17 protein-coding genes and 2 tRNA genes are annotated in these 21,179 nt (G+C 43.8%); 15 read left to right on the forward strand and 4 right to left on the reverse strand.

Features of this window, described 5'->3' with window-relative positions; genetic code table 11:
• Window position 1 precedes the first annotated feature (1 nt).
• Entirely contained in the window at window positions 2-1,594 is a 1,593-nt protein-coding gene (locus ODU41_RS00125) for an ABC transporter ATP-binding protein (protein WP_044684010.1), read from the forward strand.
• Between the two features lie 50 nt (window positions 1,595-1,644).
• On the opposite strand, the gene ODU41_RS00130 is transcribed toward ODU41_RS00125, so the two are convergent.
• Window positions 1,645-1,726: transfer RNA gene (locus ODU41_RS00130), tRNA-Leu, on the reverse strand.
• 448 nt (window positions 1,727-2,174) lie between these two features.
• Here ODU41_RS00130 and rsgA point away from each other — a divergent pair.
• The 7 genes from rsgA (at window position 2,175) to purR (ending at window position 8,299) form a co-directional block, all read left to right on the forward strand.
• Complete coding sequence (gene rsgA / locus ODU41_RS00135; RefSeq protein WP_074391596.1) at window positions 2,175-3,050, forward strand: ribosome small subunit-dependent GTPase A; 876 nt, start codon at window positions 2,175-2,177, stop codon at window positions 3,048-3,050.
• Between the two features lie 14 nt (window positions 3,051-3,064).
• On the forward strand, window positions 3,065-3,724 hold the full coding sequence (gene rpe, locus ODU41_RS00140; protein ID WP_024407309.1) for a ribulose-phosphate 3-epimerase: 660 nt from the start codon (window positions 3,065-3,067) through the stop codon (window positions 3,722-3,724).
• Window positions 3,717-4,349: a thiamine diphosphokinase gene (locus ODU41_RS00145; protein WP_074391597.1), complete on the forward strand. Its 633-nt coding sequence runs from the start codon at window positions 3,717-3,719 to the stop codon at window positions 4,347-4,349. The genes rpe and ODU41_RS00145 overlap by 8 nt, the downstream gene beginning before the upstream one ends.
• Window positions 4,350-5,588 (forward strand): DNA recombination protein RmuC, encoded by a 1,239-nt coding sequence (locus tag ODU41_RS00150; protein WP_044684013.1) that lies wholly within the window; start codon window positions 4,350-4,352, stop codon window positions 5,586-5,588. It begins immediately after the preceding gene.
• Entirely contained in the window at window positions 5,578-6,519 is a 942-nt protein-coding gene (locus ODU41_RS00155; protein WP_044684014.1) for a 3'-5' exoribonuclease YhaM family protein, read from the forward strand. The genes ODU41_RS00150 and ODU41_RS00155 overlap by 11 nt, the downstream gene beginning before the upstream one ends.
• Window positions 6,519-7,385, forward strand: a complete 867-nt coding sequence (locus ODU41_RS00160) for an aminoglycoside phosphotransferase family protein (RefSeq protein ID WP_074391598.1) — start codon at window positions 6,519-6,521, stop codon at window positions 7,383-7,385. Before ODU41_RS00155 ends, ODU41_RS00160 begins: the two co-directional genes overlap by 1 nt.
• A gap of 101 nt (window positions 7,386-7,486) precedes the next feature.
• Window positions 7,487-8,299 carry a pur operon repressor gene (purR, locus tag ODU41_RS00165; RefSeq protein ID WP_002938438.1) on the forward strand — a complete coding sequence of 271 codons (813 nt, stop codon included), beginning with the start codon at window positions 7,487-7,489 and terminating at the stop codon, window positions 8,297-8,299.
• Window positions 8,300-8,324: 25 nt separating this feature from the next.
• On the opposite strand, the gene ODU41_RS00170 is transcribed toward purR, so the two are convergent.
• Entirely contained in the window at window positions 8,325-9,191 is an 867-nt protein-coding gene (locus ODU41_RS00170; protein WP_074391599.1) for an RluA family pseudouridine synthase, read from the reverse strand.
• 1 nt (window position 9,192) lies between these two features.
• Window positions 9,193-10,161, reverse strand: a complete 969-nt coding sequence (locus ODU41_RS00175) for an NAD(P)/FAD-dependent oxidoreductase (RefSeq protein ID WP_074391600.1) — start codon at window positions 10,159-10,161, stop codon at window positions 9,193-9,195.
• 152 nt (window positions 10,162-10,313) lie between these two features.
• Here ODU41_RS00175 and pbp2a point away from each other — a divergent pair, with 152 nt between their 5' ends.
• The 5 genes from pbp2a to ODU41_RS00200 all read left to right on the forward strand — a co-directional run bounded on the left by pbp2a (window position 10,314) and on the right by ODU41_RS00200 (window position 18,765).
• Entirely contained in the window at window positions 10,314-12,527 is a 2,214-nt protein-coding gene (gene pbp2a, locus ODU41_RS00180) for a penicillin-binding protein PBP2A (RefSeq protein WP_105141428.1), read from the forward strand.
• Window positions 12,528-12,560: 33 nt separating this feature from the next.
• Window positions 12,561-12,713 (forward strand): 50S ribosomal protein L33, encoded by a 153-nt coding sequence (gene rpmG / locus ODU41_RS00185; protein WP_002940258.1) that lies wholly within the window; start codon window positions 12,561-12,563, stop codon window positions 12,711-12,713.
• Window positions 12,714-12,722: 9 nt separating this feature from the next.
• Entirely contained in the window at window positions 12,723-12,899 is a 177-nt protein-coding gene (secE, locus tag ODU41_RS00190; protein ID WP_002940255.1) for a preprotein translocase subunit SecE, read from the forward strand.
• Between the two features lie 109 nt (window positions 12,900-13,008).
• Window positions 13,009-13,548, forward strand: a complete 540-nt coding sequence (nusG, locus tag ODU41_RS00195; protein WP_002940254.1) for a transcription termination/antitermination protein NusG — start codon at window positions 13,009-13,011, stop codon at window positions 13,546-13,548.
• A 141-nt stretch (window positions 13,549-13,689) separates the two neighbouring features.
• A complete protein-coding gene (locus ODU41_RS00200; protein WP_105141429.1) occupies window positions 13,690-18,765 on the forward strand; it encodes a S8 family serine peptidase in 5,076 nt (1,691 codons plus the stop codon).
• A 42-nt stretch (window positions 18,766-18,807) separates the two neighbouring features.
• Here ODU41_RS00200 and ODU41_RS00205 read toward each other — a convergent pair.
• A tRNA-Cys gene (locus tag ODU41_RS00205) sits at window positions 18,808-18,878 on the reverse strand.
• A 291-nt stretch (window positions 18,879-19,169) separates the two neighbouring features.
• Between ODU41_RS00205 and rpsB the strand changes: the two genes are divergently transcribed.
• Together rpsB and tsf are read left to right on the forward strand one after the other, a co-directional pair.
• The gene (gene rpsB / locus ODU41_RS00210) at window positions 19,170-19,946 is read left to right on the forward strand and encodes a 30S ribosomal protein S2 (RefSeq protein WP_012775356.1); all 777 of its coding nucleotides are present in this window, start codon (window positions 19,170-19,172) and stop codon (window positions 19,944-19,946) included.
• 156 nt (window positions 19,947-20,102) lie between these two features.
• Window positions 20,103-21,143 (forward strand): translation elongation factor Ts, encoded by a 1,041-nt coding sequence (gene tsf / locus ODU41_RS00215; protein WP_105141430.1) that lies wholly within the window; start codon window positions 20,103-20,105, stop codon window positions 21,141-21,143.
• Window positions 21,144-21,179 lie beyond the last annotated feature (36 nt).

Genomic DNA, 21,179 nt, shown 5'->3' on the forward strand with positions numbered 1-21,179 from the left:
TATGAAAAAAATCATCTATCAATTGCGATTTGTTATTGCCATTCAGTTGGTTTTCCATATCTTATATAGTTTGACCAATGTCGTTTTGCCGGAGTTAAATAAGTATCTTTTTGACCATATTTTTCAGATGGGCTGGTCAGGGCTTGTCTGGCTCTTGTTGGCCTATGCTTTGACCATCATTGCCAATTCAGTCTTTCAGTACATTTCCCAAGTTTATGAGTGGAAGGTGTCTCAGGGCTTCTATGTCAATGCTAAAAAAGGCCTAGCAAACAGCTTGTTATCTCAGCCTTTATCCAAATTTTCAGAGAAGAATGTCTCTGCCTATCTGTCCATTTTTGACAACGATTTGGAAACCATTGAGGAGAGTTATCTGAGTCCTCTCATGGACATTATCCGCTCTAGTTTGAGCATGCTCATCTATGCGGTTTCCCTCTTTCTCTTTGTTCATCCCCTGGTTGCGGTTGGGATTATTCTGTCGTCTGCCTTGGCGGTCTTCATTCCCAAGTGGATTTCCGGTCCTCTTTCTCAGCGGCAGCGGGCATTTTTACAGAGTTTGGAAAGTTATTTTCAGGTGGTGACAGACCTCTTTTCTGCTAAGAATCGCGTTAATACCGAAACCTTCGGCTCCATCAGTCGTGTCCACCATCGGTCAGTAGTAGAAAGTGAACAGGCCCGTTTTCGCTTTGGGCAATTCAAGACCCTGGCTAATGTCGTCAATGGATTTTCCATGTTTTTGGTGCAATTAACAGCTTTTGGCTTGGTCGGCTACCTCTTGCTACAAAAAGAGCTGACCATCGGTGCAGCCATTGCGACTTTTAGCTATGTTGAAAATTTCATCTATCCTATGAAATACATCCTCTTGGATGTCAATTATATCCATTCGACCAAGGAAACAGTTGCCAATTTAGAAGACTATCTTGCTGGTCAGGTCTTGCCTGAGCAAGTGCTAAGCTATCCCAATGTGACAGCCTTGGAAGTGAAAGATGTAGCTTATCATGTGGGAGAATTAGCGGTCACCGATTTTTCCTATCGGTTTGACAAGGGGAAAAAGTATGCCATCATTGGTCCGTCAGCCAGCGGAAAATCCACTTTTCTACGAGTGTTGGCAGGAGAACTAGCTCTGGACAAGGGAAGTGTTTCCTATCTGGAAAACGATGTTTCACATGAAATGGAAGCAGCTACCGCCTTCTATCTCAGCCAGTTTGAGCATCTTTACCATACCGATTTTGAAAGCAATGTGTCTGTTTTTGGAACCTATGAGAAGGGAAGAGATGTCATGCTTGGCTTGTTAAGGAGCTTGCCAAAGAGTTTACAGGACACCTTGCGTACAACAACAGACCCCAGTCTCTTGAGTGGTGGCGAAAAAAATATCCTGTGTCTGCTCCGTGCCCTGATGAGTGGCAAGGACATCTTGCTCTTGGATGAACCGACCGCCCATTTAGACCCTGCCCTGACCAAGCAGGTCTTGACCAACCTCTTGCAGCTGGAGGACAAACTCATCGTTACCATCTTGCACCAATCAGACCCAGCCATCCTAGACATGTTTGATGTGGTTTTGGAAATGCGTGATGGAAAATTGAGCGAGAAGATATAAAAATGACCCCAAGCCAATAATTTTGACTTGGGGTTATCCTTTATAAATAATGCGGAGGAAGGGATTTGAACCCTCACACCCGATGGGCACATGCGCCTGAAGCATGCGTGTCTGCCGTTCCACCACCTCCGCTTGCTTTTTATTATACTATTTTTAAATTGAAATGACTAGAGTAAAGTGTAAAATCTCAGAGTCTGGGTAAAAGACCATCCCACTTCATAAGGTTAGAGTCAACATCTCAGCGCAGTGGTTGATTGCTCCAACAATCAGATTGATTGTTAGAGGTTGGAGATAAGATTTGCAAAGCAAATCTCAGCAGTTCGTGTTTTACACTCCAAATCTAACCATTACGACTGCTGCGAACAAAGTTCGCCTTATCTCCAACCTCAAACTGTCTCCCAGACAGTTTGAGCTGTGCGGGGGTGGGACTGAAACAGTCTGGGAATAGACTGTTTCAGCTCAACAACTTGAAACGTGAAATGGGTGACGCGCTCTTTTATTAAGGTTCGAGTTCTTTCCTGCTCCTTTTTTCCTAGGAAATTTGGTATAATAGGAACAAGTACACACAAAGGAGTCTTCATTGCAAGGAAGAATAATCAAGGCCTTGGCTGGTTTTTACTATGTCGAGGCGAATGGACAGATTTATCAAACCAGAGCCAGAGGAAATTTTCGTAAGAAAGGCCAAACGCCCTATGTGGGTGATTTTGTGGACTTTTCTGCGGAGGAAAATTCAGAAGGCTACATTTTAAAGATTCATGAGCGAAAAAATAGCTTGGTTCGACCTCCTATCGTCAATATTGATCAGGCGGTGGTTATCATGTCGGCCAAGGAGCCTGATTTTAATGCCAATCTACTAGATCGTTTCCTAGTGCTTTTGGAACAGAAGGACATGGATCCCATTATCTATATCTCTAAGATGGACTTGGTAGAAGATCGGGCGGAGATGGATGCCTTCAAGGCTATCTATGAGAAAATTGGCTATCCATTTGTCTATAGTTTGGAGGAATTGACGCCATTATTGCAGGATAAGGTGACGGTCTTTATGGGGCAGACAGGGGTTGGAAAATCAACCCTACTCAACCGCATTGCACCAGAATTAGCCTTGGAAACAGGGGCGATTTCAGATAGTCTGGGGCGTGGTCGTCATACCACTCGTGCGGTCAGCTTCTACAATGTCTTCGGTGGGAAAATTGCGGATACGCCAGGTTTTTCATCCTTAGACTATGAAGTCAAGGAGGCTGAGGCTCTGACAGATTGTTTCCCAGAGATTGCGGAAAGCAGCCAGGACTGCAAATTTAGGACCTGTACCCATACCCATGAGCCGGATTGTGCGGTCAAGGAAGCTGTTGCCAGCTCTGCCATTTCCCAAAGTCGCTTTGACAATTATCTCCAATTCCTCAGCGAAATCCAAAATCAGCGCGAAACCTATACCAAGGTAAGTAAGAAATTCAAATAGAAAGTTGGTTCTGTATGTCACATTATAAGATTGCACCGTCTATTTTGGCGGCAGATTATGCAAATTTTGAAAAAGAGCTCAAACGTCTAGAAAAGACAGGTGTGGAGTATGTGCACATTGATGTCATGGACGGTCATTTTGTGCCAAATATTAGCTTTGGGGCGGATGTGGTTGCGGCTATGCGTCCCCACAGCAAGCTGGTTTTTGATTGCCATCTCATGGTGTCCAATCCTGAAAATCATATTGAGACCTTTGCACGTGCGGGTGCAGATATTTTAACCATTCATGCAGAAGCAACGGTTCACCTGCATGGGACCTTGCAGAAAATCCGTGCCGCTGGTATGAAGGTGGGTGTGGTCATCAATCCAGGTACACCTCTTGTGACCATTGAGCCTGTGCTTAACTTGGTGGATCAGGTTCTGCTCATGACGGTCAACCCAGGTTTTGGTGGACAAGCCTACATCCCAGAAGTGGCTGAGAAGATTGAGGCCTTGGTCAAACTCCGTGAAGCCAAAGGCTTGAACTTTGACATCGAAGTGGACGGCGGGATTGACGACAAGACCATTCATTCAGCCAAAAATGCGGGTGCCAATGTCTTTGTGGCTGGTTCCTATCTCTTCAAAGGAGACTTGGATGCCAACGTTGCCAAATTGAGAGCGGCCCTCCATGATTAAGATTGCTGTTATTGCAGGCGGTTCCTTTGACTGCCTTCCTGAGCCTGCCGACCTCTATGTGGGGGTAGATGCAGGCTCTCTTCGTCTTCTGGACCATTCCCTGCCTCTTGACTGGGCCATGGGTGATTTTGACTCGGTGACGCCTGAAGAGTTAGGGTGGATAAAGGATCAAGCAGAGTGTTTTTTGCAAGCTCCTGCTGAAAAAGATGATACAGATTTGGAGCTGGCTTTAAAGGAAATCTTCAAGGCATATCCGCAGGCCCAGGTTCGCATATACGGTGCCTTGGGTGGCCGCATGGATCATATGATGGCCAATCTCTTTCTGGCTGCAGAGCCTGACTTGGCAACCTATATGGAGCAGATTGAATTGGTGGACAGTCAGAACATCGTCCGTTTTCGACCTGCAGGTCAGCACCGTTTGTCACCGATTGCTGGTATGAAGTACATTTCCTTTATGCCGTCGGACCAGAGCCGCCTGACCATTCGTCATGCCAAGTACCCGCTGGATGCCAGCAATTATTTTTTCAAAAAATGCTATTCCTCTAACGAATTTATAGATAGAGATATAGACATTCAACTGGATAAGGGCTACGTGGTCCTTATCTACAGTAAGGATAAGAATTAGATGGATATTGTATTACTTATTTTGCTGATACTGGTCTTGATTGCCTTGGTTTTTCTTTATGGAAAATGGCAGAGCTTGGCCCTGCTTTTGCAAGATCAGGCAGAAGACACAGCAGACAACTTGTCTGATCAGCTCAGCTATCAACTAGAAAATGCAACTCTCAAACAGCAGCAAGCCATTCATCAGGAAGTGGAAAGACTCCGCACGGAGCTTTACCAACAGCTAACCGACATCCGTCAAGAGCTGAATAAGAGCCACTTGGAAACGCGAGATGCCACCGACCGCCGTTTGCAGGCCATTCAGGAGTCCAATGAAAAACGCCTGGAAGAGATGCGGCAGACGGTCGAGGAAAAGCTGGAGAAAACCCTGCAAACCCGCCTACAAGCCTCCTTTGAAACGGTGTCCAAGCAGTTGGAGTCAGTCAATCGTGGTCTGGGCGAAATGCAGACGGTGGCGCGTGATGTGGGTAGTCTTAACAAGGTGCTGTCTGGCACCAAAACCCGTGGCATCATGGGTGAATTGCAGCTGGGACAGATTATCGAGGATATTTTGACACCTAGCCAATATGAGCGAGAGTTTGCCACGGTTTCAGGCTCTAGTGAGCGCGTGGAGTATGCGGTCAAGCTACCAGGACGGACGGAAGGAGATTATATTTACTTGCCAATCGATTCCAAGTTTCCGCTGGCGGATTACTACCGCTTGGAGGATGCTTACGAAAGTGGGGACAAGGACCAGATTGACCTCCATCGCAAAAATCTCTTGGCGGCTATTAAACGTTTTGCCAAGGATATTCAGAGCAAGTACCTCAATCCGCCTGAAACGACTAATTTTGGTGTGCTCTTTCTGCCAACCGAAGGGCTGTATTCAGAGGTGGTCCGCAATCCCATTTTCTTTGATGACCTACGCCGTCAGGAAAATATCGTGGTAGCAGGACCGACTACCCTTTCTGCCCTGCTCAATTCCCTCTCCGTCGGCTTTAAGACCCTCAACATTCAACGGTCGGCCGATGATATTTCCAAGGTCTTGGGCAATGTCAAGCTGGAATTTGGCAAGTTTTCTGACCTCTTACTTAAGGCTCAGAAACAACTCAATCAAGCCAGCAGCAATATTGACAAACTCCTAACCACTCGCACCAACGCTATCGAGCGTAGTCTTCGTACCATTGACCTGTACGAAGATGACCAAACCAAGGGACTGCTTGGCCTGTCCCCATTAGATGAGGAAGATAATGAAAATTAACCAAATGAAAAAAGATGAATTCTTCGAAGGATTTTATCTTATTAAAACAGCTGATGTCCGTCAAACACGAGCTGGCAAAGATTACCTCGCCCTGACCTTCCAGGATGATACTGGTGAAATTGAAGGCAAGGTCTGGGACGCCCAGCCAGGGAAAATCAAGGATTTTACTGCTGGGACAGTTGTTCACGTGCAGGGACGCCGTGAAGTTTATAACAATACCCCGCAAGTCAATCAATTGGTTCTCCGTTTGCCAAAAGCTGGCGAACCCAATGACCCTGCTGATTTCAAGGAAAAGCCACCGGTGGATGTCAATGACACCAAGGACTATCTGAGCCAGATGATTTTCCGTATTGAAAATGCCACTTGGCAGAGGATTGTCCGTGCTCTTTACAGCAAGTACGACAAGGAATTTTATTCCTATCCAGCGGCCAAGACCAATCACCATGCCTTCTATTCAGGTTTGTCCTTCCATACAGCGACCATGGTCCGCTTGGCAGATAAAATTGGTGACATCTATCCTCAGCTCAACAAGAGCCTGCTCTTTGCAGGAATCATGCTTCATGATCTAGCCAAAGTGATTGAACTGACAGGTCCTGATAACACAGGCTACACTGTCCGTGGCAATTTGATTGGACACATTTCCTTGATTGATGAAGAGATTACCAAGGTCTTGATGGAATTGGGCATCGATGACAGTCTGGAGGAAGTGACTGTTCTGCGTCACGTTATCCTCAGCCACCACGGTCTCTTGGAATATGGTAGCCCAGTCCGTCCGCAGATTATGGAGGCGGAAATCCTCCACATGATTGACAACATTGATGCGGAAATGATGATGATGCTATCGGCCTTGGACAAGGTCGGCCCAGGTGAGATGACCAACCGCATCTTTGCCATGGATAACCGAGCCTTTTATAAGCCCAATATCGACTGATGGCAGTTAGGATAGTGTCTCGACAGCCCCTCACCAAAGGCTGGTCCACGGACCAAAAGTACAAGGTCCAGCTAGAAGATGGTCGCTTTGGTCTGTTGAGAATAGCAGAGCGACCAGCCTATGAGGCTAAGCGATTAGAGTTTCAGTTAGTTGAAAACCTGTTTGGTCTAGGTTTGCCTGTGGCAGAGCCACTAAGTTTTTGGGCGGATGACTTGTCAGTCTACACCCTCTATGAATGGGTGGAAGGTCAGGACATGAATGAAGTGGCTTCCGATCTGTCTGATTCTGTCTTGTATGATTTGGGCTGTCAGGCTGGACAGTTTTTGCGAACCTTGCATGCCCTACCGATTGACCAAAGTCAACGGGACTGGAACAGTTTTTATCAGGCTAAGATTGACAGTAAAATCAAGGCCTACCAAGCAACTAGTCATTCCTATCCAAATGGTCAAGCTATGATAGACTTTGTCCAGGCCAATCGTCACTTGCTTGAAGGGAGACAGATTGCCTACCATCATGGAGATTTTCATACAGGGAATTTTCTACTGGGAAGAGATGGAAAGCTAAAAATCTTAGACTTTGATCGCTACGACATAGGAGATCCCTGGGAAGAATTCAACCGTTTGATTTTCACGGCAGATTTGTCTCCAGCCTTTGCGCGTGGTCAGGTAGATGCCTATTTTGACGGCGTTATTCCAGAGGAATTTTGGAGACTTTTAGCTCTATACTTAACAGTAAACAGTCTAGGCGCTCTTTCTTGGGCAGAACAAGTAGATTCCGAACAAATTTCATTGATGAAGTTGCAAGCGCAGAAGATTTCTGAATGGTATGAATATTTTAATCATCATCTTCCAAAGTGGTATATGTAAGCGATAAACAAAATACGAAAAAGACGGACTTTTTAATCAAAAAAGTTCGCTTTTTGTAGTTTATTGTGATATAATAGAAAAAAGTGAAAGAGGATGATTTTATGAAATTAAGAAGAAGTGAGCGTATGGTTGTCATTTCCAATTACCTCATCAACCACCCTTATGAATTAACTAGTTTGAATACCTTTGCGGAAAAGTATGAATCTGCCAAGTCATCTATCTCAGAGGATATTGCCATCATTAAAAAGGCTTTTGAGGAAAGCTCTATCGGGCATATTGAAACCATTACTGGTGCCAGTGGAGGAGTTGTTTTTACTCCATCGATCTCTAAGGCAGAGTCCGTCGAAATTGCACAGGCCCTTCGTGATCAGATGGCCGAAAGTAATCGTATCTTGCCAGGCGGTTATATCTATTCATCTGACTTGCTGTCTACACCACATATTTTGAAAAATGTCGGTCGTATCATTGCAGATGCTTTCAAAGATGAAAAGATTGATGCGGTCATGACAGTTGCGACTAAGGGTGTCCCTTTGGCCAATGCTGTTGCCAATGTCCTTAATGTACCGTTTGTTATTGTGCGCCGTGATTTGAAAATCACAGAAGGTTCAACCGTTTCTGTCAACTATGTGTCAGGATCTAGCGACCGTATCGAAAAGATGTTTCTGTCCAAGCGTAGTTTGAAGGCAGGAAGCCGTGTCTTAATCGTCGATGACTTCTTGAAAAATGGTGGCACCATCAATGGTATGATTAGCCTTTTGTCTGAGTTTGACTCAACCTTGGTAGGCGTGGCTGTCTTTGCGGAAAACCAAAAAGGGGACCGTAGCGTAGCTAACTACAAATCTTTGCTCGCTGTGACCGACATCAATGTCAAGGAAAACCGAGTTGATGTAGAGTTGGGAAATATTTTTGAATAACATACATGCAAAAAAGAGCTGGTTTTCAGCTCTTTTTTACTATTCTTTCAAAACTCTCCGACCGTGCTTCCACGCTGATTTCTTCGAGGGTCAGCGGGTGGGTCAAGCTGAGTTTTTGGGCATGGAGCATGAGGCGGGGTGCTGTGATTCGACTGTAAAGAGGGTCTCCGATTAGGGCATGACCATGATGGGACAAATGCACCCGAATCTGATGTGTCCGCCCTGTCTGGAGGCGACAGGTAACCAAACTATTTTTGCCAAGGGTCTTCAAGAGATGGACTTGGGTCAAAGCAGCCTGTCCCTTGCGGTTGTCGACCACCCGCTTTCTGCGGTCGTGTCGGTCCCGTCCGATTTTATCAGTGATAGTCCAGTCTGTCTTTCTTAGCTGCCCTTGGCAGAGGGCCAGATAGTCACGGTAGATGACCTTGTCTTCCAAAATCCGATTGAGAATGGGCAGGATAAAAGGATTTTTGGCAAAGAGAATGGCTCCGCTGGTTTCCATATCCAGCCTGTGGACCACATAGCAGGTCTGACCGACATAGGCAGATACATGGTTGAGCAGGGCGATTTCAGTAGGCTCATTGCCGTGGGTTTTCATGCCTTCGGGCTTGTTGACGATAATCAAATGCTCATCTTGATAGAGTTCCTCTACCAAGTCCGCCTGTCCTAGAGGAATACTTTTTTCAGGATAATCTTCCTGGTCAAAGGTCAATTCTAGCAGGTCGCCTGCAGCAATCGGACTCTGCCAGTTAATCAGTTCGCCGTTGACACGGACATGCTTCTTGGTGCGGAGGAAGTGGCGGATTTTTCTGGGAATGAGAAAATAATCTTCCAAGACTTCCTTAACAGTCAGTTGTGGAAAGGCTTGGGGAATGCGAATGTCAATTTTCATCTTATAGGCTGGTTGAGTGCTTGGGTTGCACTTTTTCATTTGGATTGAGGTAGTTCATGGCATTGTTGACGGCGGTTGGGGCTTCGCCCAGTCCAGTCGCAATCAGATCAACCTTTCCTTCATAGAAACAACAGTCACCGATGGCATAGATACCAGGAACAGAAGTTTCTTGCTTGCTGTTGACCACGATGCGGTGGCGATTGAGTTCCAGTCCCCATTCTTTCAGCGTACCGACAGATGATTTGAAACCGTAGTTGACAAAGAGGTGGTCGAAAGACAGGCTGAGCTTGTCCTCGCTCTTAACCTTGTCAAAATGAATGCTAGAAGCTCTGCCATTTCCCCCAGAAAGCTCTTTAGGGACAAAAGGTGTGTGGATGCTGACGCTGGACTGCTTGAGCTCTTCCACGCTGTGCTCGAGGGCTCGGAAGTTGTCACGACGGTGGACGATGTGAGTGGTCTTGGCGATTTTTTCAAAGGCCAGGGACCAATCGACCGCAGAGTCACCGCCACCCAAGACGACGATGTCCTTGTCGGCATACTGCTGGATGTTGGACACGTGGTAGTGGACGTTGTCAAATCTGTCAGCACCATCAATCTCCAGCGGACGTGGCTTGAAGGCCCCGCCACCCATAGCGATAATCAGGGTCTTGGTCTGGTGGCTGCCCTTGTTGGTCCTTAGGGTAATGGTTTCCCCAGGTTCAATAGCAGTCAGGGTTTCATTGAGGCAGATGGTGGTGTCAAATGGAGCCAGCTGGGCGAGGAGGTTGTCGGTCAACTCCTGTCCTGTCAGGCTGGGAAAGGCGGGAATGTCTAAAATGGCCTTTTCGGGATAGAGAATGGCAGGCTGGCCACCCAGTTGGGGAAGGGAGTCAATGATTTTGACCTTGGCTTGACGGAGGTGGGCGTAGAAGGCGGCGAAGAGACCGACAGGTCCGCCACCGATGATGGTAATATCATATACTTGTGTCATGGGAATCCTCTTCTTTGTTCAGAATGACCCTATTTTATCATATTTTTTGAAAAAATTCCCTGTCTGTTATCACAAGTTATCGCAGGCTTTTTTCTGCTAGTTTTTACGAAATGGTGTATAATGGTACAAAATTCACTAGAAAGAGGTAAAGTATGGACGATTTGCAACATCAGCCGATTGAAGTTCCAGAAGATTTCCAAATTGATCATGAAGACCTACCTAGCCGTCGCCGCAGGGGAAATCGTGGCTCTGTTGATAAACCAAAGAAAAAATCACGTATTCCGGAGCCGATTCGTAAATTTTGGCGGCGTTACCAACTGACTAAAATTTTAATCATTTTAATGGTCCTGACAGTTCTTACAGTAGGTGGCTATCTATTTTTCCTTGCAAAGACAGCTAATGTTGGTGATTTACAGCAGGCGCTAAAAGCCACAACGATTATTTATGATAAGGACGGTGCTGAAGCAGGGACCTTATCTGGTCAAAAAGGGACTTATGTAGAATTAGATGCTATTTCTGATAATCTTGAGAATGCGGTGATTGCTACAGAGGACAGGAGTTTTTATAAAAACTCAGGGATAAACTATCAACGAACCATCTTAGCTGTTTTGACCTTGGGGCGTTCAGGTGGTGGTTCAACGATTACCCAGCAGTTAGCTAAAAATGCATTTTTGACACAAGAGCAGACCATTAGTCGAAAGGCTAGAGAGTTCTTCCTAGCCCTTGAAATCAATAAAAAATACAGTAAGCAAGAAATCCTTACAATGTATCTCAATAATGCCTATTTTGGTAATGGGGTTTGGGGAGTTGAAGATGCTAGTCAAAAATATTTTGGTATTTCTGCTAGTGACTTGACGATCGAGCAATCTGCTGTTTTAGCAGGGATGCTTAAGGGTCCAGAAATTTATAATCCCTATTATTCCTTAGAAAATGCAATCAATCGCCGAGATACCGTCTTGCAAAATATGGTCAACGCTGGCTATATTGATCAGGCAACTGCCGATGCAGGTTTTCAAGTAGACCTAGCCAGTCAGCTTTCAGATACCTATACAGGGAAACAAAGCAATTATTCCTATCCATCCTATTTTGATGCTGTGATTGCTGAGGCGATTGAGCGATACGGACTGAAAGAATCAGACATTATTAATAACGGCTATAGGATTTACACAGAGATGGATCAAAATTCTCAAGCCAGCATGCAGGTGATTTTTAATGATGAGACTATGTTCCCAACATCAAGTTTTGATGGTACCCATGCTCAGGCTGCCAGCGTAGCTCTTGATCCGACGACTGGTGGAGTTCGCGCCTTGGTTGGTCGAGTTAACAGTTCAGAGGATGCGGTCTTTCGGACTTTCAACTTTGCGACACAAGCCAAGCGCAGTCCTGGTTCAACAATCAAGCCTCTTGTTGCCTATGCGCCAGCGGTAGCAGCGGGTTGGGCAATTGATACACCATTGGATAACCATACAGAAACCTATGGGGATTATACCTTACACAACTATGACTATTCAACTTCGGATACCATTCCAATGTACCAAGCTTTAGCTTTATCTTACAATCTGCCAGTTGCATATATTGTAAATACCTTTGGGATTGACAAAGCTTTTGAATTTGGTCAAAAGTTTGGTCTTGATATGGAAAATGTTGAAAAGGTACTTGGTGCGTCAATCGGATCAGGTGTGGAAACGAACCCCTTGCAAATGGCTCAGGCCTATAGTGCTTTTGCGAATGATGGTGTAATGAAGGATGCTCATCTAATTACACGTATTGAAACAGCGAGTGGAAAGGTATTGGCTCAGCATCGCGAGACAAGTACAAAAGTAATTGACCGCTCGGTTGCAGATAAAATGACCTCTATGATGCTTGGGACCTATACGAATGGTTTAGGTGTATCTGCAGATGCGACGAATTACTATCTTGCAGGAAAAACGGGAACAACCGAAACAAGTTTTGATGTAAATCTTGTTAATGACCAGTGGTATATTGCCTACACACCTGATTTGGTCATCAGTCAGTGGGTTGGTTTTGAGCAGACAGATGAAAATCATTATATAGATAGCAGTAGCTACTGGATGGCTCCGTCGGTCTTCCAGACTGTAGCCAATTCAATCTTGCCATATACTGCTGGAACTCAGTTCGAAGTAGAAAATGCCTATGCACAAAATGGTATTGTAGAAGTAGCTCCAGATGAAGCTGCGCAAACTGAATCAAGCCTTGGTCAAGAACAGGTACAAGAAATTTCAGATCAGGCGAAAAACTTGATTGAGCAAACCAAACAAAATCTAATCGATGCCCAGTTACCAGAACGAGCAAAAACCTTGTGGGATAACATTACGTCTTGGTTTGGAGAGTTGTCAAATCCATAAAAACATGGTAGAATGAAAAGGATGGAGGGCTTTATGGCACTAAAAAAAGCAAGCCTAGCCTGTACTGTTTGTGGTTCTCGAAACTATTCAATCAGCCTTTCGAGCAATCCCAAGCCAACACGGTTAGAAGTAAATAAATTTTGTAAACACTGTGGACAATACACTGTTCACAAGGAAACCAGATAGGAGTCGCGCATGAAATTTATCAAAGACATTATCCGCATTTTAAAAGATACGTCTTGGCCAACTCGTAAGCAGAGCTGGACGGATTTCGTGTCTGTAGTGGAATATACTGCCTTTTTCGTAGCGGTGGTTTACCTCTTTGACTTGATTTTGTCACGAGGAATCATGAGCTTGATCAATCTTTTCTAGAAAATACTTGCCATTTGTAAAATGGAAGTGATATAATAAGGAAAAGCGAAAGCCTTCGGGCTTTTTTTAGCGTCTAAAAATTCCGTGTTTCCAAAGAAAGGAAGTAACAATGTACGATAGTTTTGATAAAGGCTGGTTTGTTTTGCAGACCTACTCAGGATATGAAAATAAAGTGAAGGAAAACTTGCTCCAACGTGCCCACACTTATAACATGTTGGAAAACATCCTTCGTGTAGAAATTCCAACTCAGACTGTTCAGGTTGAAAAGAACGGTGAGGTCAAGGAAGTGGAAGAAAACCGTTTCCCTGGTTATGTTTTGGTTGAAATGGTTATGACGGATGAAGCTTGGTTTGTGGTTCGTAACACGCCAAACGTTACAGGTTTCGTGGGTTCACACGGTAACCGTTCAAAACCAACTCCACTTTTGGAAGAAGAAATTCGTCAAATCTTGGTGTCTATGGGACAAACCGTTCAAGAATTTGATATTGATGTCAAAGTTGGCGACACTGTTCGTATCATCGACGGTGCCTTCACAGACTACACAGGTAAAATTACAGAAATTGACAACAACAAGGTTAAGATGGTTATCTCTATGTTTGGTAATGATACCATTGCTGAAGTTAATTTGAGCCAGATTGCTGAGTTGTAATAAGTTGTTAAAGCGCAGGGAGACCTGTGCTTTTTCTTGTTTTTGAGGCTAACTCAAAAAAACCTTGCCAAAGATTTAAAAATTTTATAGAATTAGGTGTACCTAACTTATAAATTAATTAATCTTAAAAACGGAGGTTTTATGAAACAGAAGTGGTCTCAGATTGAGAATAAACAACGCTTTAGTATCAAGAAGTTAAGTGTCGGTGTGGCATCGGTATCAATAGGATTTTTTATCACGGGTGTTCCGATGGTTCAAGCAGATACTAGTGGAGAAGGATTGGAGTCTACAGTTGCGGTCGCAACAGATATGGATAGTAGGCAAAATTCTGCGGTAGAGAAAAAAGAAGATGGACCATTATCAGATGATCCAGTTAAAACGGAGCAGGTGGATGAACCAGTTGCTGAAGAGGGAGTGGTCGAAGAAGTTGTAGATACAGAGGCGGGTGAAGAATCAGGTCTTCTCACAGATCAAGCTGCGACCGAGATAAAAACTACAGCTGGTAAGACAACAGATGAGTCAAAGGAAAAAGAAGACATTAGCGGAAAAGAAGCTAGTGCTCCTCAAACAATCCCGCAGGAATCACAGCTTGAGCCAGAAGAGGTGACAACAGGGCGCTATATTTTACAATTTTCCGAAGAGAACCGAAATCTTGTATTGGATAAATTAAAGAAAATTGATGGCGTTAAAATTGTTCATGAGTATAAGGAGGTTTTAACGGGAGCATCAGTAGAGGTAGGGAAAGAAAGTTTGTCTGATGTGAAGGCAATTACCGAATTAACCTCTTTAGAAGAGAGTCGCCGTATCCGACCGACTCTTCATACTGCTAAACAGCTGGTTGGTGCCTTAAAAGCAAGTTCTAAATATCAGACAGATGGTCGCGGAATGGTGATTGCAGTCATTGACTCCGGTTTGGATATTAAGCACAAAGACATGAGGTTGGATGATGGTGTCATTCCTAAAATTAAGGACATTACTCCATCTACGACAGGGACATACACATTGAAAGTTCCCCATGGCTATAATTATGTATCTGGCAACGATAATCTCTACGATGATACCCACGAACCACATGGTATGCACATAGCAGGAACTCTGGCTGGAAATGCAACAGACGAAGAAGTTGCGTCTAAAAAGGGAGTTGATGGGATTGCTCCCAACGCACAACTGCTAGTCTACAAGATTTTTTCAAATGACCCTAAAAATTATAAAGCTGAGACGGAGGATGCTGCTTATGCTGCTATTGAAGATGCTATCAAACACGGGGCAGATGTCATCAGCTTGAGTGTTGGTTATTATGATAGCGGGCTACCAGGGAATGCTTACTACACGATTGCTAAGAGGGCAGCAGAAAAGGGAATTATCATTACAGCGGCTATTGGTAATGCTGGTGCCTCCTCTTCAGACACCTCCTTTGACCTGCATACAAATAATGCCTTAGGAGCTGTGGATACGGCAACAACAGTTGGTGTGGCAGCGACTCCCGCAGTTATCGCGGTTGGTTCGGCGAGAAATACCCATCTTGTTCAACGAGAATTTATGCTGAATGGACAGTCTTTTGGTTACTATCCTATTGGCTATACAACGCTTACAGAGGGAAAATATGAATTTGTAGATGCTGGAAATGGTCATTGGGAAGAAGTGCAGGGGCTTGATTTGGCTGGTAAAGTAGCGGTTATCAAAAAAGATAAGTTTGACTTGAAAGATGCTGTTCGTAATTTGAAATTCAAGGATGTTGCTGGAATTATTGTGATAAATACTGATCAGGGATGGAACAAGGATTATTATAGGACCCATCAGTTATTGGTAGATGATAAGACTTTGCTTTCCTACTCCTCTATCTGGGGAATTAGTCTTAGCGGGGAAGATGGAAGGCGATTATTAGAAGTTGCCAACCAATCGCAAGGTAACACTGGTTTGGTTCTTAAACCTACAATTGGAATGAAGAAGTTGATTGAAGTGCCGACTGTATCAGGCTTTTCTAGTTGGGGACCTACGGTCAACTTAGAATTGAAGCCAGAGATTGTGGCGCCGGGAGAGGATGTTTATGCAACCTTGAATGACAATCGTTATGGCTCCATGTCAGGGACTTCGATGGCTTCGCCAATTGTGGCGGGTGCCAGTGCACTTTTATTGCCACGGATTCGCCAAATGACACCACCAGAAGGCATGACTAGGATGGATTTGCTGAGAATCATTTTGATGAATACTGCTACCCCTTTGATTGATGTTCTAGATTCATCTGGGCATGCTTTGGAAAATTCTCCGAGACAACAAGGTGCTGGTCTGTTGCAGATTGATAGAGCCTTTGAAACAGATGTGATTCTTCACCACCGTCTAAAAGGAGGGGTGGAATTAAAAGAAATAGGGCGTGAGACAGAATTTGAGGTGACCTTGGAAAATCTGGGAAACCAACAAAGAAGCTTTGCTATTTCAGCTGGGAAAGTATTGACTAGTCAAGATGTTCCTGTTGATAGAATAGGACGTTCTGGAAAAGTAGTTAAAGAGATTCATGCGACAGAAATCAAGGGGTCGAGTATTCATCTTTCTGAGCAATCCATTCAACTAGGTCCAAAAGAGAAGAGAACCATTCGCCTGAAATTGGATGCAGGAGAAGCGAAAGACCAGTTTGCAGAAGGGTATATTTACTTCAAATCATTGACGGAGGGGCAGTCTGACATCAGCATTCCTTATTTTGGCTTTGTGGGTGACTGGTCAAAAGAAAGGATTGTTGATGCACCGGCTTGGGAAACCAGTTCTAAATTGAAACTGACCTCAGTTTTATCTAGCTATAAACACAATAAGTCTGGGCGCTATATTGAACTTGGGCGTGAAAAGATTCAAGATAATCAATCGCCTCTCAATCCAGACAATATCGCAATTCAAAACCAGCATTCGGACAGTCAGATTGGGAATGCCTTTGTTCGATTTGCGCTATTGAGGGATATTACCAACTATGATTTGGATATTGTAAAAGAAGCAACAGAAGATGCTCCTGTTTTAAGGCGGATTGATACCGGAACCATGCTGTCTCGTGTTCGCTATGTAGATTATTTTGAAAGTCTTTCGGAGTATTCCAAGCTTCGTACTCCGATAGAATTGCACCGTTGGGATGGGAAAGTGTACGATGCAAGCAAGGATGAAAACATACCAGCACCAGAAGGACAATATTTCTTTAGATTGCGGGTAAAAAATAAAGAAAATGGGGCCTATCAGTATACCTATCTGCCAGTCAAAATTGATAATCAAAAGCCAGAAATTGTCGCGATTGATACCAATCGTCTGACCAGCCATAGAGAACTAGTCGTCACAGCCAAGGATAATAATAAAGTTTGGGAGGTTCGAGCTAATCTAAATGGAGAAGATCTTCTTGTTGAAAAGGTTGTAGATGATGCAGGTCAACTACATTACCATCTCAAAGAAGTGGAACTGCCACTCGATGCTAAAAATCATCTCCGTGTTGAGGTGATGGATATAGCGGGTAATGTAGTTGCTGTTGAAAAAGATTTGGTGGCGCCTGTAATCCAGTTTAAAAATTTGGAAGATTTGATGGCAATTCGCAGTAAGAAAACTGTAGAAATTAAAGCGAACGTCTCAGCGCAAGTTTTCAATGTGCAGGCTAACTTGGATGCTCAGGCTGTGAATTACTCTCTGGAGAATGGTCAACTATCTCTCCAGATTCCAGAGCAATCAGATGGACGTCATAGTTTTGAATTAATCTTGAAAGATAAGGATGGCAAGCTTATTTACACTAAAACCTTAAATTATTTGGTAGATAATGAAAAGCCGACGATTGATCTTGATATTGAAAAAGATGAAGAGGATGAAGAGGTTATCCAGATTGGTAAAAATGGGCGTTTTACATTGAAGGGGAAAGTGAGTGATAATGTTAGTCTTCCTAAGGACATCAAACTTTATTATTCCAATCTAGACATTGATAAGGGAGAGCTGAAAATTATAGATGTAAAAGAAGACGGCAGTTTTGAGCAAGACTTCTTTAAATCTGATTTTCCTAGAGCCATCATGTTAACTGCGGTAGATGAGAAGGGAAATAAATTAAAGGACCTTCGTATCAATACAAGTCCAGAGAGTCTGGATGAGGAGGAGGAAACAGAAGTTCCGATTACTGTTAATAACTGGTTGATTGACCCGATTCGTTTCAATAAAGAAAGTCTTGGTCGTGAGCTAGATAGCGGGTTGGTCGACTTCAAAAAGCAAGAAGATGGGACTTATCTATTTACATTTGAAATAGAAGCAGAAACGGATCAAGCTCATTCTGTGCGCATCAATGGTGGCGAAAAACGCTATTTTGAGGATGGCAAGTTGACCTATCCAGTTACCCTGATTGAAGAGGGAAATGTTGTGGATATAAGTGTGTACAATGAGGCGGATGAGTTGACTTACACGAAGAAATATCAGATGTTGGTTGATACAGAAAACCCTGTTTTACAGCTGGAAAATGAGGTGCTACCATTGGAAAGACAGGTAGTGGATAGTGAAGAAGAAGACGAGGAAAATCAGTATGCAGGAGTTCTCCTGGCAGATGCTGATGGGCACTTGACACTTACCGGAAGCGCCAAGGATAATGGAATTTATTGGTCCTTGAAGATCAACGAAGATTTTGTAGCTCGAGGAGGCTTCTGGAGGCAGTATGGAAATAATGAAAAAGCCTTTCGCTATGAGCTACATAGTCTGAAAGACGGAGATACAGTCAAACTTGATTTGAGTGACAGTTTTGGAAATGCTCTTGTGAAGAAATATAAGGTACGGTTAAATGACAAGGAAGTATCTGAGCAGGTTCCTGAAAAAGACCTTCATGTGGAGCAATCAGATAAGGATCAAGCCCCTAGCATTCCTGTTCCGAAATCGGAAGCGCATGTACCAATGCCAAAAGAAGAGAATTCGCTTGCTCCGCAAACAGAATCCACTGAAATCGCGTTGTTAACTGGCGATACAAGAGAAGATGGTGTGGAGCATTTGGTGAGACTTACAAAACATGAGGAGGCACTAGGAATTTCTGATGAGAGAATAGAAGTGTCCGTACCTCACAGAGAATTCTTTGAAAGAAGCGGAAGAGGAGAGACAGGTGCATTAGCGGCGGATACTAGTGGGAAACTGCCTCAAACTGGGGATAGCCTTGGAAGTGTCTTTATAAGTGCTTTGTTAGGTCTATTTGGTGGAGCTATGGCCCTCGGAAATCTGAAGCGAAAAGAATAGCAAAAAACCTAGGAAGAATCCTAGGTTTTTTAGAATATTAAAAGGCGGTAGACGGATTTGAACCGACGATCAAGCTTTTGCAGAGCCGTGCCTTACCACTTGGCTATACCGCCATAACAAAGAATATTGTATCTTAAATCCTGGAAATGGTCAAGTGGAAATTTTAGAATCAGCCCAATTTCCAGATTTTACGGTAGACTAGAACTTACTTTGAGAATTTTTGGATGGCAGATTTTCATGAATTTCTCTGCTATTTTACTTGAAAACATACAGGTATTCTGATATACTAATAGAGTTGCTGTGCAACAAATACTCATCTCGGACCAATTGTGGTCTTGTTGCCGAAAGGTTGGGCTGCAAGTCGAAGTTCGGGAGAGGAGAAAAAACAAAAAGGAGAAATACTCATGGCAGTAATTTCAATGAAACAACTTCTTGAGGCTGGTGTACACTTCGGTCACCAAACTCGTCGCTGGAATCCTAAGATGGCTAAATACATCTTCACAGAGCGTAACGGTATCCACGTTATCGACTTGCAACAAACTGTAAAATTGGCTGACCAAGCTTACGAATTCATCCGTGACGCTGCAGCAAACGACGCAGTTATCTTGTTCGTAGGTACTAAAAAACAAGCTGCTGAAGCTGTTAAAGACGAAGCTATCCGTGCAGGTCAATACTTCATCAACCACCGTTGGTTGGGTGGAACTCTTACAAACTGGGGTACAATCCAAAAACGTATCGCTCGTTTGAAAGAAATCAACCGTATGGAAGAAGATGGAACTTTCGAAGTGCTTCCTAAGAAAGAAGTAGCATTGTTGAACAAACAACGTGCTCGTCTTGAAAAATTCTTGGGCGGTATCGCTGACATGCCACGCATTCCAGACGTAATGTTCGTAGTTGACCCACATAAAGAGCAAATCGCTGTTAAAGAAGCTAAAAAATTGGGTATCCCAGTTGTAGCGATGGTTGACACAAACACTGATCCAGATGATATTGATGTTATCATCCCAGCTAACGATGACGCTATCCGCGCTGTTAAATTGATCACAGCTAAAATGGCTGACGCTATCATCGAAGGCAACCAAGGTGAAGACAGCGTAGCAGCAGTTGAAGCTGAATTGGCAGCTGAGCCAGCATCTACAGAATCAATCGAAGAATTGGTTGAAGTTGTAGAAGGAAAATAAGTAACGAAGGCGTTAAGAAAAGCGTTAGATATATCTAAATTTTAGCTTTTTAGTCCGAGTACATTCTACATCATTTATCAGACACAAAAAACAATCCTAGAGGGGCAGGGCTGAGCCCGCTCCTCTATTTTATAAATACAAACAAGGAGAATAGACATGGCAGAAATTACAGCAGCTCTCGTTAAAGAATTGCGTGAAAAATCAGGTGCTGGCGTTATGGACGCGAAAAAAGCATTGGTTGAAACTGAAGGTGATATCGAAAAAGCGATTGAATTGCTTCGCGAAAAAGGTATGGCTAAGGCAGCTAAAAAAGCTGACCGTGTAGCAGCTGAAGGTTTGACAGGTGTTTACGTTGATGGTAACGTAGCAGCAGTTGTTGAAGTGAATGCTGAAACTGACTTTGTTGCGAAAAACGCTCAATTCGTTGAATTGGTAAACACTACTGCTAAAGTAATTGCAGAAGGTAAACCAGCTGACAACGAAGCAGCTCTTAAATTGGCTATGCCTTCAGGTGAGACCCTTGAAGAAGCATACGTAAACGCAACTGCAACAATCGGTGAGAAAATCTCATTCCGTCGCTTTGCTTTGGTTGAAAAAACAGATGCTCAAGCATTTGGTGCATACCAACATAACGGCGGCCGTATCGGTGTTATCTCAGTTGTTGAAGGTGGCGACGAAACTCTTGCAAAACAAATCTCAATGCACATCGCTGCGATGAAACCAACTGTTCTTTCTTACACTGAATTGGATGAGCAATTCGTTAAAGATGAGTTGGCACAAATCAACCACAAAATTGAACAAGACAACGAAAGCCGTGCAATGGTTGACAAACCAGCATTGCCATTGTTGAAATACGGTTCAAAAGCTCAATTGACTGACGAAGTGATTGCAGCAGCTGAAGAAGCTATCAAAGCAGAATTGGCAGCAGAAGGCAAACCAGAAAAAATCTGGGACAAAATCATCCTAGGTAAAATGGATCGCTTCTTGCTTGACAACACTCAAGTTGACCAAGCTTACACACTTCTTGCACAAGTTTACATCATGGACGACAGCAAAACAGTTGAAGCTTACTTGAACTCAGTAAATGCTTCAGTTGTAGAATTTGCTCGTTTCGAAGTGGGTGAAGGTATCGAGAAAGCTTCAAACGACTTTGAAGCAGAAGTTGCAGCTACAATGGCAGCGGCTCTTGGTAAATAATGAATAGTCAAGAACTTCCGAAAGGGGGTTCTTTTT

The organism is Streptococcus sp. 2022WUSS083 (assembly GCF_044427155.1).
In the GTDB taxonomy this organism is placed as follows: domain Bacteria; phylum Bacillota; class Bacilli; order Lactobacillales; family Streptococcaceae; genus Streptococcus; species Streptococcus hashimotonensis.